This is a genomic window from Marinobacter mobilis, assembly GCF_900106945.1.
GTDB lineage: Bacteria > Pseudomonadota > Gammaproteobacteria > Pseudomonadales > Oleiphilaceae > Marinobacter > Marinobacter mobilis.
Genome location: NZ_FNNE01000001.1, coordinates 332,834 through 359,102 on the forward strand (window position 1 = coordinate 332,834; position 26,269 = coordinate 359,102).

The 26,269-nt window shown below is 59.5% G+C and carries 22 protein-coding genes; 11 read left to right on the plus strand and 11 right to left on the minus strand.

Features of this window, described 5'->3' with window-relative positions; all coding sequences use genetic code 11:
* Positions 1-75: 75 nt before the first annotated feature.
* Complete coding sequence (locus tag BLV11_RS01495; RefSeq protein ID WP_091811167.1) at positions 76-369, minus strand: ArsR/SmtB family transcription factor; 294 nt, start codon at positions 367-369, stop codon at positions 76-78.
* Positions 370-485: 116 nt separating this feature from the next.
* Here BLV11_RS01495 and BLV11_RS01500 point away from each other — a divergent pair, with 116 nt between their 5' ends.
* Positions 486-1,730, plus strand: coding sequence for an NADH:flavin oxidoreductase/NADH oxidase family protein (locus BLV11_RS01500; protein WP_091811168.1), 1,245 nt, complete (start codon positions 486-488; stop codon positions 1,728-1,730).
* Between the two features lie 431 nt (positions 1,731-2,161).
* Here the strand turns inward: BLV11_RS01500 and BLV11_RS01505 are convergent, their stop codons facing one another.
* Positions 2,162-3,304 (minus strand): DcaP family trimeric outer membrane transporter, encoded by a 1,143-nt coding sequence (locus tag BLV11_RS01505; protein WP_091811169.1) that lies wholly within the window; start codon positions 3,302-3,304, stop codon positions 2,162-2,164.
* A 174-nt stretch (positions 3,305-3,478) separates the two neighbouring features.
* Between BLV11_RS01505 and BLV11_RS01510 the strand changes: the two genes are divergently transcribed.
* From BLV11_RS01510 to astB, 6 genes are all read left to right on the plus strand, one after another.
* Positions 3,479-4,999, plus strand: coding sequence for an exonuclease domain-containing protein (locus BLV11_RS01510; RefSeq protein WP_091811170.1), 1,521 nt, complete (start codon positions 3,479-3,481; stop codon positions 4,997-4,999).
* A 71-nt stretch (positions 5,000-5,070) separates the two neighbouring features.
* On the plus strand, positions 5,071-6,285 hold the full coding sequence (locus BLV11_RS01515) for an aspartate aminotransferase family protein (RefSeq protein WP_091811171.1): 1,215 nt from the start codon (positions 5,071-5,073) through the stop codon (positions 6,283-6,285).
* A gap of 25 nt (positions 6,286-6,310) precedes the next feature.
* Positions 6,311-7,327 carry an arginine N-succinyltransferase gene (locus tag BLV11_RS01520; RefSeq protein WP_091811172.1) on the plus strand — a complete coding sequence of 339 codons (1,017 nt, stop codon included), beginning with the start codon at positions 6,311-6,313 and terminating at the stop codon, positions 7,325-7,327.
* Positions 7,328-7,358: 31 nt separating this feature from the next.
* Positions 7,359-8,426 (plus strand): arginine N-succinyltransferase, encoded by a 1,068-nt coding sequence (gene astA / locus BLV11_RS01525; RefSeq protein ID WP_091811173.1) that lies wholly within the window; start codon positions 7,359-7,361, stop codon positions 8,424-8,426.
* 42 nt (positions 8,427-8,468) lie between these two features.
* On the plus strand, positions 8,469-9,944 hold the full coding sequence (gene astD, locus BLV11_RS01530) for a succinylglutamate-semialdehyde dehydrogenase (protein WP_091811366.1): 1,476 nt from the start codon (positions 8,469-8,471) through the stop codon (positions 9,942-9,944).
* A 16-nt stretch (positions 9,945-9,960) separates the two neighbouring features.
* Positions 9,961-11,301 (plus strand): N-succinylarginine dihydrolase, encoded by a 1,341-nt coding sequence (gene astB, locus BLV11_RS01535; protein WP_091811174.1) that lies wholly within the window; start codon positions 9,961-9,963, stop codon positions 11,299-11,301.
* Here the strand turns inward: astB and BLV11_RS01540 are convergent.
* Positions 11,298-11,939 (minus strand): TetR/AcrR family transcriptional regulator, encoded by a 642-nt coding sequence (locus BLV11_RS01540; RefSeq protein WP_091811175.1) that lies wholly within the window; start codon positions 11,937-11,939, stop codon positions 11,298-11,300. The genes astB and BLV11_RS01540 overlap by 4 nt on opposite strands.
* Before the next feature lie 203 nt (positions 11,940-12,142).
* Between BLV11_RS01540 and BLV11_RS01545 the strand changes: the two genes are divergently transcribed.
* Entirely contained in the window at positions 12,143-13,231 is a 1,089-nt protein-coding gene (locus tag BLV11_RS01545) for an efflux RND transporter periplasmic adaptor subunit (RefSeq protein WP_091811176.1), read from the plus strand.
* A complete protein-coding gene (locus tag BLV11_RS01550) occupies positions 13,228-16,254 on the plus strand; it encodes an efflux RND transporter permease subunit (protein ID WP_091811177.1) in 3,027 nt (1,008 codons plus the stop codon). Before BLV11_RS01545 ends, BLV11_RS01550 begins: the two co-directional genes overlap by 4 nt.
* A gap of 22 nt (positions 16,255-16,276) precedes the next feature.
* Here the strand turns inward: BLV11_RS01550 and astE are convergent, their stop codons facing one another.
* The 5 genes from astE to BLV11_RS01575 form a co-directional block, all read right to left on the minus strand.
* Positions 16,277-17,302, minus strand: coding sequence for a succinylglutamate desuccinylase (gene astE, locus BLV11_RS01555; protein ID WP_091811178.1), 1,026 nt, complete (start codon positions 17,300-17,302; stop codon positions 16,277-16,279).
* A 16-nt stretch (positions 17,303-17,318) separates the two neighbouring features.
* The gene (locus BLV11_RS01560) at positions 17,319-18,041 is read right to left on the minus strand and encodes an ABC transporter permease (protein ID WP_091811179.1); all 723 of its coding nucleotides are present in this window, start codon (positions 18,039-18,041) and stop codon (positions 17,319-17,321) included.
* Between the two features lie 3 nt (positions 18,042-18,044).
* The gene (locus tag BLV11_RS01565; protein WP_091811180.1) at positions 18,045-18,749 is read right to left on the minus strand and encodes an ABC transporter permease; all 705 of its coding nucleotides are present in this window, start codon (positions 18,747-18,749) and stop codon (positions 18,045-18,047) included.
* 86 nt (positions 18,750-18,835) lie between these two features.
* Positions 18,836-19,591: a transporter substrate-binding domain-containing protein gene (locus BLV11_RS01570; protein ID WP_091811181.1), complete on the minus strand. Its 756-nt coding sequence runs from the start codon at positions 19,589-19,591 to the stop codon at positions 18,836-18,838.
* A gap of 184 nt (positions 19,592-19,775) precedes the next feature.
* Positions 19,776-20,546, minus strand: coding sequence for an ABC transporter ATP-binding protein (locus BLV11_RS01575; protein WP_091811182.1), 771 nt, complete (start codon positions 20,544-20,546; stop codon positions 19,776-19,778).
* A gap of 433 nt (positions 20,547-20,979) precedes the next feature.
* On the opposite strand from BLV11_RS01575, the gene BLV11_RS01580 reads away from it, so the two are divergent.
* Entirely contained in the window at positions 20,980-21,183 is a 204-nt protein-coding gene (locus BLV11_RS01580) for a hypothetical protein (RefSeq protein ID WP_091811183.1), read from the plus strand.
* A gap of 44 nt (positions 21,184-21,227) precedes the next feature.
* Here the strand turns inward: BLV11_RS01580 and BLV11_RS01585 are convergent, their stop codons facing one another.
* From BLV11_RS01585 to BLV11_RS01595, 3 genes are all read right to left on the minus strand, one after another.
* Entirely contained in the window at positions 21,228-22,145 is a 918-nt protein-coding gene (locus BLV11_RS01585) for a metal-dependent hydrolase (RefSeq protein ID WP_091811184.1), read from the minus strand.
* 20 nt (positions 22,146-22,165) lie between these two features.
* Positions 22,166-23,917, minus strand: coding sequence for an SDR family oxidoreductase (locus BLV11_RS01590; RefSeq protein WP_091811185.1), 1,752 nt, complete (start codon positions 23,915-23,917; stop codon positions 22,166-22,168).
* Positions 23,918-24,096: 179 nt separating this feature from the next.
* The gene (locus tag BLV11_RS01595) at positions 24,097-24,849 is read right to left on the minus strand and encodes an FCD domain-containing protein (RefSeq protein WP_091811367.1); all 753 of its coding nucleotides are present in this window, start codon (positions 24,847-24,849) and stop codon (positions 24,097-24,099) included.
* Between the two features lie 284 nt (positions 24,850-25,133).
* Here BLV11_RS01595 and dctP point away from each other — a divergent pair, with 284 nt between their 5' ends.
* On the plus strand, positions 25,134-26,249 hold the full coding sequence (gene dctP / locus BLV11_RS01600; protein ID WP_091811186.1) for a TRAP transporter substrate-binding protein DctP: 1,116 nt from the start codon (positions 25,134-25,136) through the stop codon (positions 26,247-26,249).
* The last annotated feature ends 20 nt before the right edge of the window (positions 26,250-26,269 follow it).

Below are 26,269 nucleotides of genomic sequence, written 5' to 3' on the forward strand. Positions count from 1 at the left end.
GCGGAGAAAGCTTCCCTGCCAACCGCCGGCGCGGCCTCGCAGGCTGCGAATGATTCGTCGCAGAAGTGTTCGGGTTCATCCCAAAAACCGCCGTAACTCCTCCCGCATATCCTCTTCCAGATAGCAGGTCATGAATTTGCCCTGCCGCTCCACCCGAATAAGCCCGGCATTGACCAGCTCCTTGATGTGGTGAGACACCGTTGGTGCCCCCACCTTCAGCAGATTAATAAAATCTACCAGTTTGCAGCCGGAGTCCGGCATGTGCCCGCAGGGCATGTCCTTGATCTGTTGGTAAATGCGCAGACGGGTCGGGTTGGATAGTGCCTTGAAGGCGTTGCTCAGGCGCTCTTCCCGTTGGGCTATGGCCATTTTTTGTCCCAATTCGATAACACGGTGATGCGGCTTAGTGTAATACAGTTTGACAGTTGTCGAAATGTCTAATAGTTTGATGTCCATCGAACTGACAGGAATCGAGGAAGATTGTCATGACTGCTGCTGGAACACTGGGCCAGACCCTGACGCTGCCGAATGGCGCGGTTTTGCCGAACCGCCTGGCCAAGTCCGCCATGAGTGAAACCATGGGAACCATTAATAATCGGGTAACCCGTGAGCTGGCGACGCTGTATGGCGCATGGGCTGATGGGGGAACGGGTCTGCTGATTACCGGGAACGTGATGGTCGATCGTCGCCATATCGGTGAGCCCAAAAACGTGGTGCTCGACGATGAGCGCGACATGACCGAGCTGAAGGCATGGGCGCAGGCGGGGCAGCGTCACGGTAATCACATCTGGGTGCAGCTCAACCACCCGGGCAAGCAAAGCCCGAAAATGCTGAACAAGGCCCCGGTGGCCCCCAGTGCGGTACCGTTCCGCAAGGACATGCGGGCGATGTTTGCAACGCCCAGAGCCATGAACGAGCAGGAAATTCGGGACACCATCGGCCACTTTGCCCGCAGTGCGGCGTTGGCGGAGCAGGCGGGGTTTCAGGGGGTACAGATCCATGGTGCCCATGGTTACCTGGTGAGTCAGTTCCTGTCTCCGCACCATAACCAGCGTAACGATAGCTGGGGGGGGACTGCCGAAAAGCGCATGCGCTTTGTGCTGGAAGTTTACCGGGCCATACGTGAGGCGACGTCGCCGTCATTCTGTGTTGGCATCAAGCTGAACTCTGCTGATTTCCAGCGTGGTGGATTTACCGAGGAGGAATCGCTGGCGGTTATCGAGCGCCTCGCGAAAGAAGGTATCGACCTGGTAGAGATCTCGGGTGGCAACTACGAGAACCCGGCGATGGCCGGTGCTGCCGGAGTCAAGGAAAGTACAGTATCAAGAGAGGCGTACTTTCTTGAGTTTGCAGAAAAAGTACGGGAGAAGGTCTCGGTGCCGTTGATGGTTACCGGTGGATTTCGCACCAGTGAAGGCATGGCCGAGGCCGTGCAGTCGGGAGCGACGGATCTGGTGGGCATTGCCCGACCGCTGGCGGTAGAGCCAAATCTCTCGGTGCGGATCCTGGCGGGTGAACAGGTTGTCAGTGCGGTTAAGCCAATCACCACCGGCATCCAGAAGATCGATGATATGGCGTTGATGGAAGTCAGCTGGTACACCCGTCAGCTGGGCCGGATTGGCAAGGGTAAGAAGCCCCATCAGCACAGCAAGGGACTGATGCCTTTGTTGGAAGTGATTGCGGTGATGGCGACCCGTGGAGTGGCCAATCGGTTACGGGCAGGGGAATGAATCGCCCGTAACCGTCCTGGTTTACCCTCATGCAAGTCCGGGGTTGGCGGGATAATCAGTTCGCGAAGTACATCCAGTCGAAGTAGTCGTGCAGGTCATCCATAACGGCTGCTTCGAACGGATGGGTCAGTTCAAACAGCAGGCTGTGGTTTTGTGCTTTTTTCATGGTGTCACCTCATCGGGTCGCGGTATGGGGCGGCGACGGAACGTTCCGTCACCAGGAGAAGCCCTACACGGTATACAGGAGCATAGAGCATGCCAGGAAGGGGTGTTATGCACCTTTCAGTAATTACAGGCAGTTACGGCGTTTGGATTGTTGAAGGTTACTCAGGGCCGGGGAGAGGTTGCCCCGGGAAAGTGCAGTTGCCCGATTAATGCACAAAAAAAGCCCCGGCCGGAATGGTCGGGGCTTTTTGTCTTATGGCGCTGGCTTAGAAGTTGTACTGGCCAGCGAACAGGATGCGGCTGGCATCGCCATCATCACCGTTGACGTTTTCACGCTTGAAGAAGCCGTATTCCACGCCCATCATCACGTTCTTCACCGGGCTCCACATGTAGTTGGCCATCAGGTTCTGGTTGGTTTCGCTCTTGCTCGCCACCGCAGCGCCATCAGCTTCGGCATCGTCCCAGTCCACCGTTACCAGGCCATAGCCGATGTTGGCCTTGCGGCCGCCACCGAGATCAAAGCCCATGCCCACCGAACCGCCATAGCCGGCGATGCTTTCCAGATCGCCGCCGTTGAGGTAGGCATCTTCAGCGCCGAAGTTCTCACCGGAGCGGTACAGGTAAGAGTTGGCGCCATCGGTGTAGGACAGGGTGCCCTGGAGGGTCACGCTGTCACCGAGACCCATTTTGGCGGCGACAAAGGCGGCGTAGCCAACGATGCTGTCATCCACGGTGCCGGTGTCGTAGCCCACTTCCTGTACCAGCGCGGCAGCCGAGTACGACAGGCCACCTGCGGACTGTTCAAACCGCGCGGTCAGAGTTGGCAGGCCCTGCTTGCCACCGGTGGTGGCGCCGGCGCCGTCCAGGAAGTTGGTGATAGGCTCTTCCGCCGAAACCGAGAGTGCTCCGGTGGTGTAACGGGCCTGGGCGATACGTCCCTGCAGGCCTGCCAGGCCGGCGAGAGAGTCAAAGTCCAGGGTGGCGGTGTTGCCGACGAAACTGTTGAAGTTGGACCAGGTCTGGCCCAGCAGTACGCCATTGTATTCGCCGTAGCCATGACGCAGACGCAGGGTGCCAGGGCGGAAGTCACCTTCCACCACCACCTTTACCCCTTCCGGAGAAGTGGCCTTGACACCCAGACGGGTTTGCACGGCGTCGGCACTGAAGTAACCCTTGGCCTCGTCGTCTTCGGCAGCGCCGGTGTTGATCGCGGAGAACGCGCCTGCGCGAGTCGAGATGCCGATGTCTTCCTCGATGTCGTAACTGGCGTTGAAGCGGGCGTAACCATAAATGTCAGCGGTGTACCCGTTGCTGCCTACTTCGATGGCGCTCGCCTGTCCTGCGATGCCCATGACCATGGCCGCCGTCGTCGCGCGAACTGCAAGTTTGAGAGTGTTGTTGTCTTTCATTTTATTGTTGTCTCCTGAATTTATTTTTGTTGGCTCGTAAACACACTAGTTACATCTATATAACACCGCCAATAGTCGTGGTTAAAAATTAGACGAATGTCTAATCAGGGCTCATGTACTTTCGGAGCGGGGCGGAGAGTGGGCTGGACAGGGGCAGTCAGCGTAGAATGAGCTATGACTGATCAATCTTGCCTATTGACTGCAACGACGTTTGCGTTTCTGGATATTGAAACCACCGGCGGTAATGCCATGACCGATCGTATCACCGAGATCGGAATCCGCTTCTGGTGTAATGGCGAGGTCATTGGGGACTGGCAGACCCTGGTCAACCCGCAGACCCGGATTTCCCCGTTTATCGAAAGCCTGACCGGAATCAACAATGCTCTGGTGGCCGATGCGCCGGTGTTTGCAGACATTGCCGACGACTTGCGTCAGCAGTTGGAGGGCAAGGTGATGGTCGCCCACAACGCTCGTTTCGATTATGGCTTCATCAAGTCGGAGTTCCGGCGCCTGGAGCAGCCGTTTGCGACCCGGGTGCTGTGCACGGTCAAACTATCGCGGAAACTGTATCCCCAATACCAGCGCCACAACATGGACGCGCTGATTGCCCGCCACCATCTGGCCGAGGTCGAGCGCCACCGGGCCATGGGGGATGTCAGTGCCATGCTGGCGTTCTTCTCCGTGGCGCTCGCCGAGCACGGTCGGGAAACCATGGCAAAGACCATCGGCCTGCTACTGCAAAGGCCGAGCGTACCGTCCCACCTCTCCCATGATGTTCTGAAGGGGCTGCCATCGGCACCGGGGGTGTACCGGTTCTACGGTGAGAATGACGTGCTGCTCTATGTGGGCAAGAGCACCAACATTCGCCAACGGGTGGCGTCCCACTTCTCCGGGGATCACAACAGTGCCCGCGGGGTGCGGATATCGGAAAGCCTGCGGCGGGTCGAGTGGACGGAAACCGCTGGAGAGCTCGGCGCCCTGTTGCTGGAACTGAAACAGATCAAGTCCCTGAGCCCGCTGTTCAATCGGCGATCCCGCGCCGCTAAACGACTGGTCACCGTTGAGCTGGAGGCCAATGCTGCGGGGTATCTGGAAGCCCGCCTGGTGCGGGAAATCGAGCCCCGGCGTTTGGGCGACTACTACGGTCTGTTCCGCAGTAAACGGGAGGCGGAACGGGCGTTACAGGGCATTGCGGGCAAGAACGACTTGTGTAACAAACTACTTGGTCTGGAGACTCCTGGCCCTGGCCCGTGTTTTCAACATGCCCTGGGGCGATGTCGGGGTGCCTGTGCCGGTGGGGAAGATGTCACCCGATACAACCTTCGTATGCAGATCGCCTTCTATGGCTTGCGGTTGCGGACCTGGCCATGGCGTGGGGCGATAGGCATCGTCGAAGAGTATCACGATATTGCAGCCGGCAAGGATGTAGCGGAAAGCCGCAATAGTGATCGTACCGATATTCTGGTGATCTTTAACTGGATGCACATCACTACGGTACACCAGCCGGAAGATCTTGAGGCTCTGTCGCTGGCGGATCGGACCATCACGTTCGACCTTGATTCCTACAAACTGGTGGTCAAGGCGCTCTTGGGCAAAGATCGTGACCGGCATCGGATTATTGAGTTACCGGAGGCCGGTTTTCCCGATGTGAGAATGCCCGTGCTCGACTATGATAGAAAGAGTGAAGATAACTGAAATCCGGGCTATGTCGGGTGCTTCTGTGTACTGTAGCTGTCCCGGAAAAATACTGAGATTCAGAGGATTCGATGAATAAAGAACCTGTCAGCCGCGAACTGTTTGATGAAGTGATGGTGCCTAACTATGCACCGGGGACAATTATTCCCGTGAAGGGAGAAGGCTCGCGCATTTGGGATCAGGACGGCCGAGAGTTCGTGGATCTGGCTGGTGGCATCGCGGTGACGTCCCTGGGCCACGCGCACCCCGGGCTGGTGGGTGAACTTGAGGACCAGGCCCACAAAATCTGGCATCTGTCCAATGTGATGACCAATGAGCCAGCTCTGCGACTGGCCAAGGCCCTGTGCGATCTGACCTTTGCCGAGCGGGTATTCTTTGCCAACTCGGGCGGTGAAGCGAACGAGGCGGCGTTCAAGCTCGCCCGTCGTTACAGCTGGGAGCACTTCGGCCCAGAAAAGCACGAGATCATTTCGTTTCGGAATGCTTTTCACGGCCGCACCCTGTTCACCGTGAGTGTGGGTGGCCAGCCAAAGTATCTCGAAGGGTTCGAGCCGGCGCCCGCGGGTATCCATCATGCTGAATTCAACGATCTGGAGTCGGTGAGAAAGCTGATCTCGAAAGAGAAGACCTGTGCGGTCGTCGTTGAGCCGATTCAGGGTGAGGGGGGCGTCCTTCCGGCGTCACCGGAATTCCTTCAGGGGTTGCGTGAGCTCTGCGACGAAAACGACGCCCTGCTGGTCTTTGACGAAGTTCAGACCGGCGTTGGCCGGACCGGCCACCTGTTCGCCTATCAGATGTACGGTGTGACTCCGGACATCCTGTCCAGTGCAAAATCCCTGGGCGGTGGCTTCCCGGTTGCCGCGATGCTGACCACCGCTAAAGTGGCTGCCAGCCTCGGAGTCGGCACTCATGGCAGTACCTACGGTGGCAACCCGCTGGCTTGCTCGGTGGCCATGAAGGTCATCGATACCGTCAGCCAGCCGGATATCCTCAAAGGGGTGGCTGCCCGCTCAGCGCGCCTGCGCAAGGGTATGGAAAGCATCGGTGAGCGCTACGGCGTGTTCAGCGAAGTCCGTGGTGCCGGGTTGTTGCTTGGTGCGGTACTGACCGAACAGTGGAAAGGCAGGGCCAAGGACTTCCTCAACTCAGGGCTTGAGGAAGGGGTGATGGTGCTGGTGGCGGGAGCCGACGTTGTCCGTCTGGCGCCATCGCTGATCATCCCTGAAACGGATATTGACGAAGCCCTTGAGCGTTTCGAGAGGGCTGTCAAAAAACTTTGCGCCTGAGCGACGGGCAACAGGAGGCAGGCTGATGTGGCTTGTTCGACCTGCACAACCGCAAGACATTGAAGGCATCATGAAGCTGGCTGCGGAGCACTGCAGCCAGCTTTCGTCTACGGTGCCGAAAACCCGGGAGGGCCTGGAGGCACGTATTGAGCTGTCCTCCAATTCCTTCAGTGGGGCGCTGGGGCCTGACCAGTGTCAGCGCTTTCTGTTCGTGCTGGTCGACAGCAGAGACCAGCAGGTTCAGGGTGTGGCAGGTATTGATGGCCGTGCCGGTAATGGCCAGCCTTTTTACAACTACCGGATGGACGCTCTCATCCACTCCTCCCACGAATTGGGGGTGTCCCGACGGGTTGATGTGCTCTATCCCTCCCATGCGCTGACTGGCCGAACCCTGCTGGGGGCCTTCGTCATTGCACCGGGGCTGTGTGACAGCGACGCTTTTGAATTGCTGTCACGGGCACGTCTGGTTTTTATTGCCAGCCACCGGGACTGGTTCTCCGACGACATGGCCGTGGAAATCCAGGGGATTCAGACCGAGCACGGTGAGGTGCCTTTCTGGGACAGCCTGGGACGTCACTTCTTCGACATGGATTTTGAAACCGCCGACCGCTATTCCGGCATGCTCAGCAAAACCTTCATCGCTGAGTTGATGCCGCCCAATCCGATCTACGTCACCCTGTTGTCCGGGGCCGCCCAGCAAGCGCTGGGACAGGCACACCCGGCAACCCGGCGCAGTGTGTCGCTGTTGCAACAGGAAGGCTTCCACGGGGGCAGTTACGTCGATATTTTTGACGGCGGTCCGGTGCTGGAAGTCCGCACCAGCAATCTGAAAACTCTGGTCACCTGCCAGCGCAAAAGCCTGCGCGCCAGCGATGCGGAAGACGGTGAGCAATGTCTGCTGGCGTGCGGTCAAGGGGCAGATTTCCGGTGCACCCTCGCCGGTATCTCGGAATCCCTGAATGAGGTGATCCGGGCGCCCTTGTCGGTGCTTCATGGCCTCGGATGTGAATCCGGGGAAGACGTCATGGTGGCGCCGTTATGAGTCGCTGCCCAGTCATCCGCGGAGGAAGCCCATGTTGTTGATCCGTCCGTTACAGTCGGGAGATCTGGATGACCTGATGGCCATGGCCGAGGCGGCCGGAAAGGGGCTGACCACCCTGCCGGCCAACCGGGATCTTTTACGCCAGAAAATTACCCAGGCCCAGGATTCCTTCAACCAGCGCTGTGAACCGGAAGCCGGGTTGTTCCTGTTCGCTCTGGAAGACACCGAGCTTACACGCTGTGTGGGGATCAGCGGCATTCAGGCCCGGGTCGGGCTGGACGAGGTGTTCTACAACTACCGGGTCAGTACCACGGTCAATGCATCACGGGAGTTGGGGGTGCATGTCCGCACGCCCACCCTGCACCTGACCAATGACATGACCGATACCACCGAAATCTGTTCGTTGCTGCTGTCAGCCAGCCATCGTAAGGGCGGAAATGGACTGCTGCTGTCCCGTTGCCGTTTCATGTACCTGGATGACTTTCGCCGCCACTTCTCCGACAAGGTGTTTGCCGAAATGCGGGGTGTGTCGGACGCCGAGGGGCATAGCCCGCTGTGGGATGCGCTCGGTAGCCGCTTCTTCGACATGGAATTCGGTCAGGCTGACTACCTGACCGGTATCGGACAGAAAGCCTTTATTGCCGAGTTGATGCCAAAGTACCCGATCTACCTGCCGCTGTTACCGGCGCCGGCCCGCGAGGTCATTGGGCGGGTGCACGAGAACACCGCGCCAGCGTTGAGAATGCTGCGGGAAGAGGGGTTCAATTTTAACGGGCTGGTGGACATATTTGACGGTGGCCCGGTGGTGGAGGCGTTCATTCATAACATCCGTACCGTGCGGGAAAGTGTGAACCGGCACGTGTTGCTGCGTCACAAGCCTCTGGACCAGGAGGTGCCGGCCGGTGAGCGGGTGATGGTCTCCAATCGCTCGTTCCGGGATTTCCGGGTTACCACGGTGCCGGCTTACTGCATCAGCCCTGACACCATCAGCCTGCCGCCCGACGTGGCCGAAGCCCTTGAGGTGGAGTCCGGAGATCTGGTGCGGCTGGCGCCACTGAAAGATGCGGGGCCTGCGCCCATTCACGCTGCGGGTGGGTAGCGCCGACACTGAATCAAACGCTTCTGGGAGGTTATCGTGAGTATCAAGTCGCTGACAGGGCAATTATTCATCGACGGGTTCTGGACCGAAGGGCATGGCGCACGGCTGGAATCCATTCAGCCGGTAACCGGAGAGGTGGTGTGGGATGGCAATGGCGCAGGCATTGACGATGTCGATGCTGCGGTGCGTGCGGCCCGGGCAGCGTTCCCGGCCTGGCGACGGTTGCCCGTGGATGAACGGCGGGCGATCACGGAGCGTTTCGGCAGCCTGCTGGAAGAAAACAAGGAAGAGCTGGCTCATCAGATTGGTCTGGAAACCGGCAAGCCGCTGTGGGAATCCCGGACCGAAGTGGCGGCGATGATCGGCAAAATCGCGATCTCCAGTCGGGCCTATGACGAACGCACCGGACAGCGCGAGGATGACGTTGCGGGTGGTCACGCGGTGCTGCGCCATCGTCCCCATGGGGTGGTGGCGGTGTTTGGTCCCTATAACTTTCCCGGTCACCTGCCCAATGGGCATATTGTGCCTGCGATGCTGGCGGGCAATGTGGTGGTGTTCAAACCCAGCGAAATGACGCCAGGGGTGGCGGAATTCACGGTGCGGTTGTGGCAGAAAGCGGGACTTCCGGACGGCGTACTCAATCTGGTCCAGGGGAACGCAGCGACCGGTATGGCGCTGGCGGGTCACCCCGGCATTGATGGCCTTTTCTTCACCGGCAGTTCAACGGTTGGGCATCTGCTGCATGAGCAGTTCGGTGGTCAGCCAGAAAAAATTCTGGCTCTGGAGATGGGTGGTAACAATCCTCTGATTGTCCAGGATGTGGCCGATGTTGATGGTGCCGTTCACCATGCCCTGCAGTCGGCATTTCTGTCGGCAGGCCAGCGCTGTACCTGTTCCCGGCGTCTGTTGGTACCCAAGGGAAAGGAGGGGGATGTCTTCCTCGGCCGGCTGGTGGAAGTGGTGGGCCGGATTACTCCCGGACATTTCGATGCAGAGCCTCAGCCGTTTATGGGGGCGGTGATCTCGCTGGTCGCCGCGGATAAGCTGCTGGAGGCCCAGCAGAGTCTGCTCGATAAGGGCGCGAGGGCTTTGCTGACCATGCGCCGGGCCCAGGAGGGAACAGCGTTGCTGACGCCGGGAATTCTCGACGTCAGTGGTGTGGAGACCGTGGATGAGGAATTCTTTGGTCCGCTGCTGACCGTGTACCGCTACGACGATTTCGAAGAGGCACTGGCGATTGCCAATGACACTCGGTATGGCCTCTCTGCTGGCATTCTCAGCGATGACCGGGCTCTCTACGAGCGCCTGCTCGACGAAGCCAGGGCGGGCATCGTCAACTGGAACCGGCCATTGACCGGCGCCAGCAGCGCTGCGCCCTTTGGCGGTATCGGGGCAAGCGGCAATCATCGGCCCAGCGCTTACTACGCTGCGGACTATTGTGCCTGGCCGATGGCCTCCCTGGAGGCCGACCGCAGTGAGTTGCCCGAGGCCTTGGCTCCGGGGCTGAAGTTCAACTAGTTAAGGCAGGTGTGTTATGCCGAAGCATGCAATTGAGGCAAATTTCGACGGTCTGGTTGGCCCTACCCATAATTATGCGGGGCTGTCCTGGGGTAATGTCGCCTCAAAAAATAACGTCAACGAGGTGTCGAACCCGAAAGAAGCGGCGTTGCAGGGGCTGGCAAAGATGAAAAAGCTGGCCGACCGGGGCTATGTCCAGGGCGTGTTGCCACCTCACGAACGCCCCCACATCCCAACCCTGAAAGCCCTCGGCTATACCGGTTCTGATGCGAGCATCCTGGCCAGCGTCGGGAAAGAAAACCCTGTGATCCTGTCGGCGGTGGCATCGGCTTCGTGTATGTGGACCGCCAACGCGGCGACGGTATCACCCAGCGCCGATACCCATGACCACCGGGTACACTTCACCCCCGCCAACCTGAGTGCCAAGTTCCATCGCTCGATTGAGCATGTGGTAACCGGCCGGGCACTGAAGTCAATTTTCTCTGATGAAGCCTACTTTGCCCATCACCCGGCGCTGCCTTCGGTCGCGCAGTTCGGTGACGAAGGCGCGGCCAATCACACCCGTTTGTGTGCCGGCTATGGCGATCCCGGGGTGGAGCTGTTTGTCTACGGCGGCGTGGCCTTTGACGATCTCGCCCCGGGGCCACGCCGGTTTCCGGCCCGACAGACCCTGGAAGCTTCTCAGGCGATTGCGCGATTACATGGTCTGTCTGATGCCCATGTGGTGTTTGCCCAACAGAATCCAGCGGCCATCGATGCCGGCGTGTTTCATAACGATGTGATTGCGGTCGGTAATGGCAACGTGCTGTTCTACCACCAGCAGGCCTTCCTTGAGGAGTCTCGGGTGCTGGCGGACATCAATGCGCGTCTGGCTGGGGTGGAGCTGGCGCCGGTACGGGTGCCTGAAGCGGAAGTTCCACTTCAGGATGCAGTGGCGTCTTACCTGTTCAACAGTCAGTTGCTCAATGGTCCGGACGGTATGCTGCTGGCAGTGCCGGGCGAATGCCGGGAGATTGCTTCGGTCAGCGAGTACCTGGATCGGCTGGTGGCATCTGGCGGCCCGATCAGAGCGGTGGAGGTGTTTGATGTCAAGCAGTCTATGCGGAACGGTGGTGGCCCCGCCTGTCTGCGGTTGCGAGTGGTGCTCCGGGATGATGAGCTGCAGGCGATGCATCACGGCGTGTTGCTGACGGATGCCTTGTATGAGCGCCTGACCACCTGGGTGGCGGCCCATTATCGTGACCGCCTGAGTCAGGAAGACCTGGCGGACCCGATGCTGCTGGATGAATGTCGCCACGCTCTCGATGAGCTGACCGGTATTCTGGGGTTGGGGCTGATTTACGATTTCCAGCACTAGCTCTGACTGGCGATTGAGGACATCAGCATGGCCATGGTGTGCTCAATCAGCGCTTCGCTTGGAAAAGCAGAGAAGGCACCTTCGATCTCTTTGCCACAGCCCATGATCACACCATGGAGAGCCCCGCGAAGGTAAAGCGCGGTCTCCATCGGGTCGCGAATGCGCTCGCGGTTCAGGCTGCCATCGGCCAGTCCCCGGCGGATGGTCGCCACCATCAGTTCCATGATGGCCGCCTCCGAACAGTGCATCTGGGAAACCTGGGTTTCGTCAGCGTCCGATGCGGTGACGTTGGCTTGGGTGAGGGCGTGAAAGTACTCGGGTTCTTCCCGGTAGAACTCGTAGTAGGCGCGGCCAATGGCCGCCGCTTTTTCCAGCCCGGTGCCGGCGATGGCCGCGGCTTTTTCCATCCGTTCCCGTAAATTGGCCCCTGCCCGCAGGGTAATGCCGTGTTGAATAGCGGACTTGTCCCTGAAGTAGACGTACAGCAGCGCCCGGCTCAGGCTTGCGCGACGGGCGATGTCGTCCATGGAGGTACGTTCATAGCCTTTGTCTGAAAATACCGCTTCTGCCGCATCCAGTATGGCCTCGTAACGGGCCTGCTTTTCCCGTTCCCGTCGTGTCTTGAGTTGATCTGTCATGCGGCGTTCCGTCGTTACCCCTTGGGTAGAGTGCGCACAGCTTCCCGATACCGGCCAAGCCAAATTCTGCAGTGAATGCTCTGAGAGTGTCTCTAGTATCGCCTATTTATTTTTCTTTGACAAAGTGTCAAAGAGTGACAATATGTCGGCTATACAGGATGGAATGATTGAAACTTGCGGGCAGGGAGCCGGAGGAGACAAACATGAACACAGATACTCACCGTTGGGTATGGGCACTGGTTTTTCCCTTGTTATTGTTGGGGGGGTGTAAGGCCAGCGGTCTGGGCGAGGAGAGTTCGCAGGCAGAGGCGCCTGCGGTGGTGGTCAGGGTTGACGCGGTCAAAGCGGGCGGCGATGTTGCGCCCCCACTGAGATTCTCGGGAATCGTGCAGGCGAGTCAGCGGGCGACCCTGACTTTCCAGCTCAGCGGTACTCTCAAGGAACGGCATGTTGAACTGGGTCAGCAGGTAGAGCAGGGCGATTTACTGGCCCGGGTCTACAATCCTGCCCTGGAGCCCGCGCGGGATTCTGCGACCGCGCGCTTGCAGGAGTTGGATACCCAGCTGACTCAGGCCAATCGAGAGTGGGAACGGTCGCGTCGTCTGTACGAGCGAGGAGTGGTCTCGGAGCAGACCCTGGAGCAGCTGGCGTCTCGCCGTGACAGCCTGCAGGCGAGCGTGGCGACGGCCCGGGCCGCGTTGGCAGAAGCTTCGCGGTTGCTGGATGAAAGCCGTCTGCTGGCGCCATTCAGCGGCCGGGTAGAAGCAGTGCTGGTGGAAAACAATGAATTTGTCAGCGCCGGTCAGCCGGTGGTGCGGCTGTCCTCGCCATTGGGGCGCGAAGTTGAGGTCCGGGTGCCGGCCTACATGCTTGGATTTGTTTCTGTGGGTCAGTCCCTGCCGATCTGGTCGGTACACGACCGTAGCCAGGCTGCGGTCACCGGGCAAGTCATGGAGATTGCACAGGCCGGGGCCGTTCGCGGTGAGTTGCATCCGGTACTGGTGCATTTGCCAGTCAATACCCTGGATGCGGGAGAGCCGGTGGAAGTCGGTATTGTCCCCCCGCGGGACGCAGTCATTACGGTGCCGCTGCTGGCGGTAACCCGCAGTGAGGCTGGCGAAAGCGTTTACCGGGTGAGGGAACGTCGGGCCGAACGCGTTGAGGTCAATGTCCGCCGCATCATCGGTGATAACGTGGTGGTGGAATCGCCGGTTCTGGCCGAGGGCGATCTGGTGGTCTACGCGGGGCTGACGCGACTGGTTGACGGAGACCCGGTGGAGATTCTGCAATGATTGCCCGGTTACTGGGCGGTCAGCGCCTGCTGGGAATGTTGATCACCATGCTCTGCCTGCTGGGGATTGCCGCCTACAGCACCATGCCGCGGCAGGAAGACCCGAATTTCCCCGAACGGGCGGGGATGATTACCGTGTCTTACCCAGGCGCATCGGCGGATACCGTGGAGCGGCTGATTGTGCGGCCGTTGTCCGATGAGCTGTTGCAGGTGGAAGAACTCGAAGTTTCCCGGGCCACGGCTCGCACTGGCGTTGCCATCGTGAGGCTGCGCCTGAATCAGACCATCTACGATACCGATGCGGCTTGGGACCGGGTACGGCAGGCCATGGAACGGGCGCGTCAGGAATATCCTGACGATGTTGGCAGGATGATCCTCGACGACCGTCTGGTCAGTACCCCTACGGTCGTGCTGGCGGTGTCCGGCTCGCCTTCGGTGGTTGAGTTGAGCGGGGTGGCCGAGCGGCTGAAAAATGTCCTGGCGGATCTGCCGGGGCTGTCGCGTATTGAACTGGGTGGTGATGTCGATGAACAGATTACCCTGGCTCTGGACGACGCCGCACTCTACCGGCTGGGGATTTCACCGGCGCGGGTGCTGGATACCCTGGCGCAGCGGAATCAGACCATTCCCGGCGGCTTTGTGGTCAGTGAAGGCCGTCGGTTATCGGTACTGCCCAACAGTGAATTTGCGGACATAGACGCCATTCGTGCAACCCCCATCCAGTTGCCTGATGGCTCCCAGGTGCCGTTGGCTGCAGCGGCAGACGTCTGGCGTGGCCCGGTCGAGCCACGGCAGCCGGAAAGCTGGTTCGATGGTGAACGGGTGGTGTTATTGTCGTTGTACATGGAAACCGACAGCACCGATGCCATTCGCTTCGGTCAAGGTGTCCGGGCGCGGCTGGCGACTCTTCGTGACGAATTTGCGCCCTATGACCTTCGCGAGATGTTCTTTCAGCCCGACAAGGTCGAGGCACGCCTTGATGGCCTGGCCTGGAGCCTGGTGCTGTCAGTACTGATTATCGTCGCGGTGGTGTTCACCGGGATGGGCCTGCGCATGGGCCTGTTGGTAGCCTCGATCCTGCCGATGGTGGCGATGATCAGCGTGGGGCTGTATGACTTTGGCGGAGGTGTTCTGCACCAGATTGCGGTCATCGGGATGGTGATCTCTCTTGGTATTCTGATCGACAACGCCATTGTGATTGTCGAGAACATCCAGTCTAACCTGGATCAGGGTATGCAGCGGGTCGAAGCGCTGACCCGCTCCATCCGCGAGCTGGCCGGCCCTTTGGGGGCATCGACCGGCACCACCCTGGCGGCCTTTGCGCCGTTGTTGCTGTCCAAGGGGAACACCGCAGACTTTACCCGTGGTGTGCCGGTCATGATCATGCTGACCTTGTCGGTCAGCTACCTGCTCGCAATATCCGTTGTGCCTCTGCTCGCTGCCCGTTTCCTGAAGCCCAGGGCGAAAGTCCGGGCTGATGCGTTGGCAGGGCTGTCGTCGTTTCTGGGGCGGCTGGTGGCCCGTCGTCCCGGCGTCCTGATGCTGACTGGCGCGGTGCTGGTTGTGGTGAGTCTGCTGATGACGCCATTCATGAAGCAGCAGTTTTTCCCCAACGCCGACCGGCCCCGGGTCGTCGTGGAACTGTTCATGCCGGAAGGGACCGACCAGCTGCGTACCGGCGAAGTCGCCGCCCAGCTCGAACAGGCGATCCGCTCCCAGCCGCAGACCCTGGAAGTTCATCGCTTTGTCGGATACTCCGGGCCCAGTTTCTATTACAACCTGACGCGAGCCCCCCAGGCGCCGAACCGGGCGCGCCTGGTTGTGCGTACGCCGCAACTGGCAGATACCGCGCCGCTGACAGGCTGGATTCGCGAGTATGTCGCCGGGCAATTGCCGGAACTGGATGTGACCGTAGGGATACTGGGGCAGGGGCCGCCACGGGCGGCGCCGGTGGAAGTCCGGGTATTCAACGCCAGTGATGAGCTCCGTGATCAGGCGGTGCTGCAGGTCTACGATGCCCTCCGCCATACCGAAGGCACGGTGGATGTCCGTCATGACCTGGATCTCGGGGTGCCGAGCATTGGTATCGTGGTGGATGACGCCAGTGCGGCCCGTTACGGCATCAGCCGCTCGGACGTGGCTCAGAGCCTCTACGGCCAGAGTTTCGGCATTGTGGCCGAACAGTATCGCCAGGAGGATGATCCCATTCCGCTGGTGCTGCGTTCCCGTGAGGGCACCCAGTTGTCGTTGTCGCGGCTGTTGTCGATCAACATCTACAACAACGTCGGGGAGGCGGTGCCGCTGTCCGCCATCGCTTCGGTGGACACCTCGTGGCAGCCCGCAGCCCGCTACCTGCGCAATGGGGTACGGGTAGGAACGGTCACTGCAAACCTGTTGCCGGGCTACAGCTTCAGCCAGGCGTTACAGGGGCTGGATGCCGAGACGGCGCTGAAGCCGCTGCCGGCGGGTACACGGCTGGAGCTGGGTGGCGATGCCGAAGGCTCGGGCAAGGCCAATACCGCGATTCTGACCACGGCGCCCATTGGCATCATGCTGTTGCTGTTTTTCCTTATTCTCCAGTTCAACTCTTACCGGCGGGTGCTGATCATCCTGCTCACGGTGCCTTTGGCGGCAGTGGGGATTATTCCCGGGCTGGTGCTGTCTGGCTCGCCGTTTGGGTTTCAGTCGTTACTGGGAGTCATTGCCCTGGTGGGGGTGGTGGTCAACAATGCCATCGTGTTGCTGGATGTGGTGGATCGTCAGCTGGGGTTGGGTGACCGTATCCGTGATGCGGTCCGTCAGGCGGTGGAGGAGCGCACACGGCCGATACTGTTGACCACGGCGACCACCGTGGCTGGCTTGCTGCCGCTGGCTTACTCCAGCTCAACCCTGTGGCCACCCATGGCCTGGGCGATCATCTCGGGCTTGCTGGCATCGACCGTGCTGACACTGCTGGTGGTGCCGGCGGTGTGTACCCTGGTGATCCGGACGCCGGCAGCCGAGGTGCAGGAGGTCGCGGCCTGATTGGCGCGGGCCGGCTGGTGGCTCAGTCGTCAGTGAGTGGGCGGATCATCAGGCCCACTCGCTGACCAATCGGTACATGCCGGTTGGGAAAAACGATGGCCTCCGGAGCGGCTCCCACCTTGTACTGGCTGCGATCGTCCTGCCAGATCAGCGTGCCAGGGTCATAGCTGGTGAAGTTGGCGATGTCATCGGGGACGAGGAAGTGAAACTGGTCCCCGGTATTGATGATTTCATGAACGACCTCGAACCGGGTAATGTGCTGGCCGCCGTTACCCGGCGCGGGCTCCCCTTTCATCAGCCGGCGCAGCGCTCGGGTGATGCCCTCAAAGCGACTGAGGTTGTTGTGTCCAAACGGGCGTACCTCGCCCAGCTCAATGGTGAAACTCTCCGCCCCCAGATCAACCGAGGTGAACGACGAGAAGGTGGTGCCGGTCCGGTGCTGGAGCAGCAGGGTATCGACCCCGGCTTCCAGCAGAAAATCGCACTGGGCGACCGGTACCTCACGGTCGGGAACAAACGGGTAGAGGGCGAATTTTTCACGAATGGACGGCCGGATTGCAGTATGCAGGTCGTAATGCAGCAGATGTTTGCTGGCGTTACGGAATTGCAGGCAGGTCTGCTCCAGTTCCCGCGCCCGCTGGGCCTCGGGGGTGTCGTGGTAGGGGCGCTTTTCATGGGCGCCGGCAAACAGGCGGTTCATGTTGAATTCAATGAAACGCTCGCCCCTGGCCATGGCTGGCGGGTTACCCAGAATCATCAGCACCGGGATGCTCAGTGACCACTGGCCATCAAGCAGTTCGTTAACCAGGGTGTTGAGGACTTCGATGGGGGCGGTTTCATTGCCATGGATGCCCGCGGAAATGATCAGGTGGTGATCATCGCTGGCGGTCCTGGCGGGTACCAGTCTGAGAATGCCGGTGTCCAGCAGGGACACCGCGCATCCATCGGCCAGTATGAGGGTGGCTTCGGCAGTGGATGAGCTGGCCTGGTCCAGAGTGTGGGCCAGCCAGTCCTTGTCCGTGCCGAACAATCGCTGACGTGGCGTCATGACCTTTGTCCTCCGGTCAGTGGCTCAACGGTCGCTGATGCCTCAGCAGGTGACGTTCGAGCCGGCGGAACACGTATACCAGTATAAACGTCAGAAGCATGTAGAGCACGGCCACAGCAATGAATGCATCGAACGGCGTGTAAAAGCGGGAGTAGATGTTGCGGGCCGCACCGGTGAGGTCAACGATCGTCACCACGCTGGCGATGGCGCTGGCGTGGAGCATGAAGATAACTTCGTTGGAATAGGCCTGAACCGCCCGCCGAGCCGCACTGGGCAGCACAATACGGCGCATCCTCAGGGCCCAGTTCATGCCATAGGCCTTGGCGGCCTCGATTTCACCGTTGGGGGTGGCCACAATGGCGCCGCGGATAATCTCCGTGGTGTAGGCCGCCGTGTTAAGGGTGAAGGCCAGCAAGGCCGGGTAGAACGGCTCGCGGAAGATCGTCCACCATAAAGTATCCTGGATGCCTTCAATCTGGGCGATACCGTAATAGATGATGTACAGCTGGATAAGCAACGGTGTGCCGCGAAACAGGTAAGTGTAGAGCCAAATTGGTCTGGAGATGTAGGGGGATTTTGCGGTCCGCATGATCGCCAGCGGAAGCGCAAGTACCAGCCCCAGCAGCAAAGACATGAACACCAGTTGCACGGTGGTCACCAAACCATCCCAGTAGTGGATCACGGTGGTGGCGGTAAAGATGTCGTTCTGGTTCAGCCAGTCGGCGAGGAAGTCAGGCATGGCTCAGTCTCCGTGTACTACGCCGACATTGGCTCGCTTGTCGAGCCACTTGATAAACAGTTCTGAGGCCGCGGTCAGGGCCAGGTAGACCAGCGCCACCGGGATGAAAAACATAAAGGGCGAACGCTCGGCTTTGGCCGCTTCCTCGGCCACCCGCACCATGTCGGTAAGTCCGATGATGGAGGCCAGCGCGGTGGTTTTCAGCAATACCTGCCAGTTGTTGCCAATGCCGGGCAGCGCGTGACGCAGCATCTGAGGAATCATGACGCGGCGGAATGTGTGCCAGCGGCTGAAACCGTAAGCCCGGGCGGCCTCGATCTGGCCGATGTCCACCGCAAGAAATGCACCGCGAAAGGTTTCGGTCATGTAGGCGCCGAAGATCAGGCCGATGGTCAGCACCCCTGAAATGAAGGGGTCGAACTGGAAGAAAAAGTCGATTTCGTATTCGTAATACAGGTAGTCGGAAAGGCTGTTTACCAGCACCTGCCCACCGTAATAGAACAGCAGCATCATCACCAGATCGGGGACGCCACGGATCAGCGTGGTATAGGCGGTGGCGGCGCCAACCAGGAAACGGTTGCCAGACAATTTGGAGGAAGCGCCAACCAGCCCGAGGGCAACGGCGAAGAGGAGTGAGAACAAGGCCAGTTCGACGGTGACAACCGCGCCTTCCAGCAGGGACGGGCCATAGCCTTTCAAGTCAAGCATGCAAACTTCCAGATAACAGGGCTTACCGTGCCCGCGTCAGCGCCGAAGCGCTCACGCGGGCGGGTCATCAAATGTCCCTGGCGGGATTACATTTTGATGTCGTAGCTGAAGTACTTGGCCATGATGGCATCATAAGTGCCGTCGTTCTTCAGTTTGTTCAGGGCGGCGTTGATTTTGCCTGCCAGGTCGCGGTCGCGGGGACGCATGGCGACACCGACACCTTCACCCAGCTTGACCGGCTCGCCGGTTTCCTTGAAGCCTTCGCGGCTCATAATGGTCTGTTCACCAACCGGGTAATCTACGAACACCACATCGAGGCGCTGGCCTTCCAGATCGAGAACCATGTCTTCGGCCGTGGTGTAGCGCTTGATGGTCACCACGTCACTCATTTCGTTGGTGACGTAGGTGTCCATGGTTGTGCCCCGTTGGACGCCGACGGTTTTGCCCTGCATGGCCTCCATGTCGGTGACGTCGACATCGAAGTCGTCACGGGCGAACCAGCCGCCAGGGGTGTTATAGTACGGCTCGGAGAACAGTACGTGTTCTGCGCGCTCAGGGGTGATCGACATGGAAGACATGATGGCGTCGAACTTGCGGGCCAGCAGTCCCGGAATCATGCCGTCCCAGGCCTGGATGACGAACTCGCACTCTGCCCGCAGTTCGGCGCAGACGGCTTCTGCCAGTTCCACCTCGAAGCCGGTCAGTTCACCATCTGGAGTCTTGTATTCGAACGGTTCGTAAGGAACGTCGAAGGCAATGCGGATTTCATTCCACTCCCGGGCCTGGACACTGCCCGCCATCATGGCGATGGCACAGCTTGCTGCAACAATCAGTTTTTTCATGTCTCACTATCTCCAATCGGTTGCCTGTTAGGCTTTATTGTCGGCGATGATCTGCCGCCTTTATTGGTGCTCCGCCGGCCTGGAGAGACCCTTGTGAGGTCCTGAAAACCGGAGGCGCCTGAACTCAAGATAGCACCGTCAGTGGGTGCCGTCGTTCGCGACACGCAAGCGGAACCTCCTGTGCTCAGAACTTCGGGGCGAGGAACTGCTTCATACGCTCGGACTCCGGATGATCGAAGACCTTGTCCGGTGTCCCCTGTTCCTCGATCACCCCCTGATGCAAGAACAGTACCTGAGTGGATACGTCACGAGCGAAAGCCATCTCGTGGGTGACCACGATCATGGTCCGGCCTTCCTCGGCCAGGCTCTGCATGACTTTCAGTACTTCGCCGACCAGTTCCGGGTCCAGTGCCGATGTGGGCTCGTCAAACAGCATAACGTCCGGTTCCATGGCCAGTGCCCGTGCGATGGCCGCCCGTTGCTGTTGGCCTCCGGACATCTGCGCGGGGTAATAGTCCTTGCGCTCGTAGATGCCGACTTTCTGCAGATAGGCTTCGGCGCGCTCGATAGCCTCTTTTTTAGGGACACCAAGAACGTGGATGGGGGCTTCGATGATGTTCTCCAGAACGGTCATGTGTGACCACAGATTGAAGCCCTGGAATACCATCGAAAGCCGGGAGCGGATCTTTTCCACCTGGCGGTTGTCGGCGGGGATACGTTCGCCTTTGCGGTTGTTGGTGAACCGAATCGGGTCGCCATGCACGATGATGTCGCCGGAGGTCGGGGTTTCCAGCAGGTTGATGCAACGCAGGAAGGTGCTTTTACCTGAGCCGGAGCTGCCGATGAGCGAGATCACATCCCCCTTACGGGTTTCCAGTGATATGCCCTTGAGGACTTCCAGCTGGTTGAATGTCTTGTGGATGTCCTTACAGACCAACGGCGCTTGTTCCGCCATGAATGACTCCTGAAACTGTCGCTATGCAGCTGTTTACTTGTACTTATTCTGCATCGCCGATGAAGGGGTGCTGGCAAGTATCAAGAATAGATGTAAATCGCACAGTACACGAATTTGGTCATCCGATGAACTTGCTGCTCCCTGAGGGGGCAGTGCCCCCGGGAAGGAGGCTGCGGTGGCAGGAGTCCGTTGCCTGAATTCGATAAAACTGACCTTTTTACGGACAGTTTCGCGGGAAATCAATACCGGAAGCTGGATTCTGCCGGCTGGGCCTGAGTTTGGTGGCGGCCCGCGAAATGTCGACAACTGTAAAAAACTTCGCTGTCATGAAGCGCGTCACAGTCTTGCCGGGACTTCCGGTGCTTGACGTTGCCCTGGGTCTAGCACCACTGGTATACAGGGATCTATCAGAACAATTACTAAGGACCGTTTGATGCCCGCATCGCCGTCCATACTGGCAGAACGCGGCCTGCTAAGGGTCGTTGCCCGCAAACGTGAAAACGGAAACCTGTCTCCTATCGACTGTGACGTTTCCTATGATGTTGAGATTGACGGACAGGAAGTGCTGAAGAGTTTTGTCTCCTTCGGTGAGGCCATCCAGTTTATGGATATGGTGGCGCCCACCGAAAGATCCTGAGCCGTTTCTGGTAGTGGCCTTTCCGGAGTCCCGTTGCTCGCCGTCTAGTGTGCGGCGGCAGCCTGAGCTGCCGGTGAGCGTGCCAGGTAAGCCAACGCCTGGGCAGTGTCGCCTTCATCAATCGGGTGGAAGCCGGGCGCAACCCAGCGCAGGGTGGCTTCGACCAGAAACGTAAACGTTGGCACATTGTCGGTTTTTCGTCCCACCCGCTGCAGTTGCCGGAAAAGAACGGGCAGCATGCTGTGGCCAAAGCGGCGGACCTTTGGATCCGGGTCCTGGCGCATCAGGGTGCGTCCACCTTCGCCAATAAAGTACAGGATCAGCGGGAATGTCAGAGCCATCAACGCTTGCCGGCTGACGTAAAAGCCGAGCTGGGTTTGGCAGAGATGCTCGAACAGATCGTACGCCACCGTACGATGCTCAACTTCCTCGGCCAGATGCCACTTGAACAGGTCCACCATGACCGGGTCACCGTTGGCTTCCCAGCTGGTGTTGTCCATCGCCCATTGACCCAGTACCCCGGTGAAATGCTCAATGGCTGCAATCAAGCCAACCCGCAGTATCAGCCAATGCTTTTCCAGGGCCTTGCGCTCCAGTGCAGGAACCCCGAACGGCTGTTCGCCCAGCAAGGACTTGAACAGCCATTGCACCCGTGCCATGTACTCATCCAGTTCCATACCATGCTGTTGCAGGTAAAGCTGGGCCTTGCTGTGGGCCCGGGAGTGAACAGCTTCCTGGTGGATAAAGCCTTCGACATCGGCGCGCAGGTCATCGTCGGTGATCAGTGGCAGGGCCTTGTTGTAGACGCGACAGAACCACAGTTCACCTTCCGGCAGCAGCATGTGAATGCCGTTGATGATATGGGTGGAAAACGGGTCGTCTTTGAGCCAGTGCAAGGGGGTCTGTTCAAAGTCAAATTGCACACGGCGAGCTTTCAGCTGGTGACGTTGTGTGACATTCATGTTGATCTCCTCCGTTGCGATCAGGGGGTAATGTCCAGGCGTGCCACCATGCGCGACACCCCAGGCGCGAAACGACTGACGAAACGGGTAGCGAGGGCTTCCGGACCGACCAGGCTGATGGCTGGATTGGTCAGCACGGCCTGGCAGATACGCTCGGCGACATCCTCAGGGGTGAAGGTGCTGTGGCGCTGATACAGGTTGTCGGCCTTGGCTTGTTTCTCAGCCTGCTCCTCAGGGCTAAGGCCGGCGTAGACGGTGTTTTTGGCGATACCGGTGGCTACAAAGCCGGGGCAAACGGAGGTGACGCCGATTTCATGCTCTGCCAGCTCTGCCCGCAGGCATTCACTGAGCATGTGCACTGCGGCCTTGGTGGTTGAATAGGCGGCGAGTTTGCGATTGGGGGCAAAGGCTGCGGCTGAGGCCACATTGATGATATGACCGGCACAATGACTGTCGACCATGAGTTGGCCGAACAGCCGGCTGCCATGGATAACACCCCACAGGTTGACCTTGAGGATGCGCTCCCAGTCCTTGGTGGAGGTCTCCAGAACCCCGCCGGCCATGCCGATACCGGCGTTATTGACCACGATTTCGGCGCAGCCCAGTTCTTTCTCCACCCATCTGGCCAGCTTCTGCATGGCTGCGGCGGAGCCGACATCGACGGCCCTGGTCCAGGCGACAGCGCCGATGGCCTGAACCTGCCCGGCGGTCTCTGCCGCTGCGTCTTCGTTGATATCCACACAGACCACGTCGGCACCCGCCTCGGCCAGGCGCAAGGCCGTGGCACGGCCAATGCCGGAGCCTGCGCCGGTAATGACCGCGGTCTTGCCAGAGAGTGGCAGGCCAAGACGATCCGGCCGGACCCGGGCATGCTGCAGTGCCGGTGGCATCTTGCCGCTTTCCACTCCGGCAACGAACTCACCGATCCAGCGGGCAATCTGGTCCGGATGGCTCAGCGGCACCCAGTGGTTGGCGTTGAGGTCACGGCGATACAGCTCCGGTACCCAGTCATGGAGCTCATCGAACAGGTGGCTGCCGACATAGTTGTCCCGGATCGGAACCACCAGCTGTACCGGGCAGTGAGCCGGACGAGGCTCGGGACTGAACAGCTTGCTGCGGAAATTGGCGCGGTAGAGCTGAACGCCGTTACGGCCATCCTTGTCCTGGGTCGGGTTGGCCTCCGGCTCGCTTACCTGCTCCCGGTGTTTCAGGTAACGGGGCCAGAGCTTATCCAGACCACCCTGCCAGGCTGCCGGAGCCAGAACCGGCAAATGGAAGAAGCCGATATACCAGGAACTGAACAGTTGTTTGAGCAGACCGGCTTTGGCTGCAGGGGACAGATTCAGTGTTTTGCGGCGCAGCCAGTAGCCCATATGGTCAAGGCAGGGCCCGGAAATCGTGGTGTAAGACAGGATTCGCGACTGCAATGCTCCGGCGGTGACCGACTCCCAGCTCTGGATGGAGCCCCAGTCATGCCCCGCCAGGTGGAAGGGTTGCCCCGGAATCAGCGCATCGACTACGGCGCGAAGATCGTCAGACAGCAGCGCCATCCGGTAGTCGGCCTGTTTGTCGGGCACGCTGGAGGCGCCAGCGCCACGGACATCGTAGGTGATCACAAAATGCTTGCTGGCCAGACGTTCGGCAACCGGCTTCCATACGGTGTGGTTATCCGGATAGCCATGCACCAGCACAATGGGCACCTTGCGTGCATCGCCATAGGTAACCACGTTCAGCGTGACCTCACCGTTCTTGACCAGACTCGTGTTCTGCATAGGGGACTCCGTTGTTGTTGTGCCCGGCAACCGGTTGCGTGCTGTGCTCTGGGCACAGCTGAGCCCTGATCATCGGGTAACCAATGGAGTGAGATTAACAGTGCTGGCGCCAGTGGCTGTTTGCGCAACGGGTCTCCGGTGCGGCTTTTGAGGACAGCGCTGGCAAAGGGGGCGGCCGGTCAGTTGCCGGGGGTGGTTTCCTGAGGCTGGCAGTTGACCCAGATGATGCCCTGTTCAAGCTCTTCCAGGGTATGCATGGACTCATTGACGTAACGGACGTGGGCCATGGCCGCACGTTGGGCTGCTTTGGCCTGTCCGGCCAGAACGGTCTTGTAGATGCGCTTGTGCTGCCGGTTGATCATATCGCGGAAGTGTTCCCGCGGATTGAGGTTGGCGACCGAGGCCTGCACGGTCATCAGCATCAGGTTTTTCAGACTGCTGAGGACATGCACCAATACCGGGTTATGGGAGGCTTCCACGACGGCCTGATGGAATGCGTGATCCAGTCGGGCGTTGGTCAGCGGATCCGAGGTGGTCATGTTCTCGTAGGCTTTGGTAATGAAGTAGCGGTCGCGCTGGGTTGCCCTCTGTGCCGCCAGAAAGGCCGCCTGGCCTTCCAGTTGCTCGCGCACTTCAAGCAGGTCATAGAGCGTGCGAGGGTGGCCGGCAAACAGTTCCAGCAACGGGCTGTCTTCTTTCGGTGCCGCGACCATGGATGAGACAAACGAGCCCTTGCCGTGGAGGGTTTCAATGATGCCTCGGCCCTGGAGCTCATGCAGCGCTTCACGGACGATGGCACGGGACACACCAAAGCGGCTGGCGAGCAGCCGTTCCGAGGGCATTTTCTCTTCCGGGGCGAGGCTGCCATCGAGAATCTGCCGTTCCAGCCGGTAGGCAATTTCATGGGCTGTAGATTGGGGTTTTATTGCCATGCTCTGATGCTGGTCGGACCAGTCCCTCACGTTCATAGCGGAGCCATAACCGTTGAATCGGGGCCCGCGCTAGCACTATAGGCGGGCTCGGCCGACAGCGTCCAGAGTCCGCCCCCAAAAAACTGGTCTGACCAGTTGAGCTGCGTCTGGACTTGCCCCGGAACCCCTACGATCATCAATAGCGATAGTGGCTAGCTGCCTCCATCAATCCTCTGTCGCGCCAGTTTGACGCTGGTCGCTAAATCCTCGGCTCCGACAAAAACAACAGACCTGGAGATGGGAACATGAATACAGATTCAACCAAGCATGCAAAGCAAGGTTCTGCCGTACGGCGAAAAACAGGGGCCGGAACCCTGGCTGCAGTCCTCACAGGCGCCTTGACCCTGGGCGCGCTTCCGGCTGAGGCGGCCACGACCTGGAAAATCCAGTCGGTGTGGGATGCCGGTACCGTAGGTTATGACCTGTTTGAAGACTGGTGTAACAGCATCGAGGAGAAATCCAACGGTGAACTGATTTTCCGCTGTTTCCCGGCGAAGGCGGTGGCTGCCGATAACAACGCCTTGTTTGAGGCGGTCCGTAACGGGGTATTGCAGGGCATGAATCCGTTCACCCTGTACTGGTCCGGCAAGATTCCGGCCTCCGTTTTCCTGTCGTCCTACCCGGCAGGGCCTGACCAGCCCCATCAGTGGGACACCATGTTCTATGCCATGGGCATGTTGGAGAAGACCCGCGACATTTACGAGAAATACGGTCTGTTCTACGTAGGACCGATCCAGCACGACGCCAACATTATCCACTCCAAGGAGCCGGTTGAGAGTCTGGACGATCTGCGTGGCATGAAGATCCGGGTGCCAGGCGGCATGGTGGCAGAGGTGTTCCAGCAGTTTGGCGTGTCTACGGTCAGCCTGCCGGGTTCGGACATCTTCCCGGCCCTGGAGAAGGGCACCATCGATGCGGCGGATTACGTCGGGCCGGCGGTGAACTACGAGCTGGGTTTTGCTCAGGTCACCGACTACATCCTGTTCGGACCTCCAGGGGTGATGTCGATCTACCAGCCGGTGGATCTGATGGACCTGACGGTCAACCTGCGAGCCTGGAACAGTCTGGCGCCGGAGCTGCAATCGCTGGTGGAACAGGAAGTGCGGAACTATTCGCAGATGCATTACCTCGCCATTCAGCGGCGTAACGTAGAAGCGATGGAGCAATTTGAGGCGGCCGGCAGCACCGTGTCCCGGTTGTCCCAGGAAGATCTGGAGCGATTCCGTGAAGCGGCTATTCCGATCTGGTTCAAGTGGGCAAACAAGGATGAGGATGCCCGGGCCATTTTCGATATCCACCTGCAGTACATGATGAACCCGCTGACGGGTTATATCGATGAAGAAGACATCGAAGGCATGTAAGGCCGTTTGATACTCCAACA

Coding starts and splice junctions, on each gene's coding strand:
- BLV11_RS01495 (WP_091811167.1), bottom strand. CDS start 369: ATGGCCATAGCCCAACGGGAAGAGCGCCTGAGCAACGCCTTCAAGGCA.
- BLV11_RS01500 (WP_091811168.1), top strand. CDS start 486: ATGACTGCTGCTGGAACACTGGGCCAGACCCTGACGCTGCCGAATGGC.
- BLV11_RS01505 (WP_091811169.1), bottom strand. CDS start 3,304: ATGAAAGACAACAACACTCTCAAACTTGCAGTTCGCGCGACGACGGCG.
- BLV11_RS01510 (WP_091811170.1), top strand. CDS start 3,479: ATGACTGATCAATCTTGCCTATTGACTGCAACGACGTTTGCGTTTCTG.
- BLV11_RS01515 (WP_091811171.1), top strand. CDS start 5,071: ATGAATAAAGAACCTGTCAGCCGCGAACTGTTTGATGAAGTGATGGTG.
- BLV11_RS01520 (WP_091811172.1), top strand. CDS start 6,311: ATGTGGCTTGTTCGACCTGCACAACCGCAAGACATTGAAGGCATCATG.
- astA (WP_091811173.1), top strand. CDS start 7,359: ATGTTGTTGATCCGTCCGTTACAGTCGGGAGATCTGGATGACCTGATG.
- astB (WP_091811174.1), top strand. CDS start 9,961: ATGCCGAAGCATGCAATTGAGGCAAATTTCGACGGTCTGGTTGGCCCT.
- BLV11_RS01540 (WP_091811175.1), bottom strand. CDS start 11,939: ATGACAGATCAACTCAAGACACGACGGGAACGGGAAAAGCAGGCCCGT.
- BLV11_RS01545 (WP_091811176.1), top strand. CDS start 12,143: ATGAACACAGATACTCACCGTTGGGTATGGGCACTGGTTTTTCCCTTG.
- BLV11_RS01550 (WP_091811177.1), top strand. CDS start 13,228: ATGATTGCCCGGTTACTGGGCGGTCAGCGCCTGCTGGGAATGTTGATC.
- astE (WP_091811178.1), bottom strand. CDS start 17,302: ATGACGCCACGTCAGCGATTGTTCGGCACGGACAAGGACTGGCTGGCC.
- BLV11_RS01560 (WP_091811179.1), bottom strand. CDS start 18,041: ATGCCTGACTTCCTCGCCGACTGGCTGAACCAGAACGACATCTTTACC.
- BLV11_RS01565 (WP_091811180.1), bottom strand. CDS start 18,749: ATGCTTGACTTGAAAGGCTATGGCCCGTCCCTGCTGGAAGGCGCGGTT.
- BLV11_RS01570 (WP_091811181.1), bottom strand. CDS start 19,591: ATGAAAAAACTGATTGTTGCAGCAAGCTGTGCCATCGCCATGATGGCG.
- BLV11_RS01575 (WP_091811182.1), bottom strand. CDS start 20,546: ATGGCGGAACAAGCGCCGTTGGTCTGTAAGGACATCCACAAGACATTC.
- BLV11_RS01580 (WP_091811183.1), top strand. CDS start 20,980: ATGCCCGCATCGCCGTCCATACTGGCAGAACGCGGCCTGCTAAGGGTC.
- BLV11_RS01585 (WP_091811184.1), bottom strand. CDS start 22,145: ATGAATGTCACACAACGTCACCAGCTGAAAGCTCGCCGTGTGCAATTT.
- BLV11_RS01590 (WP_091811185.1), bottom strand. CDS start 23,917: ATGCAGAACACGAGTCTGGTCAAGAACGGTGAGGTCACGCTGAACGTG.
- BLV11_RS01595 (WP_091811367.1), bottom strand. CDS start 24,849: ATGGCAATAAAACCCCAATCTACAGCCCATGAAATTGCCTACCGGCTG.
- dctP (WP_091811186.1), top strand. CDS start 25,134: ATGAATACAGATTCAACCAAGCATGCAAAGCAAGGTTCTGCCGTACGG.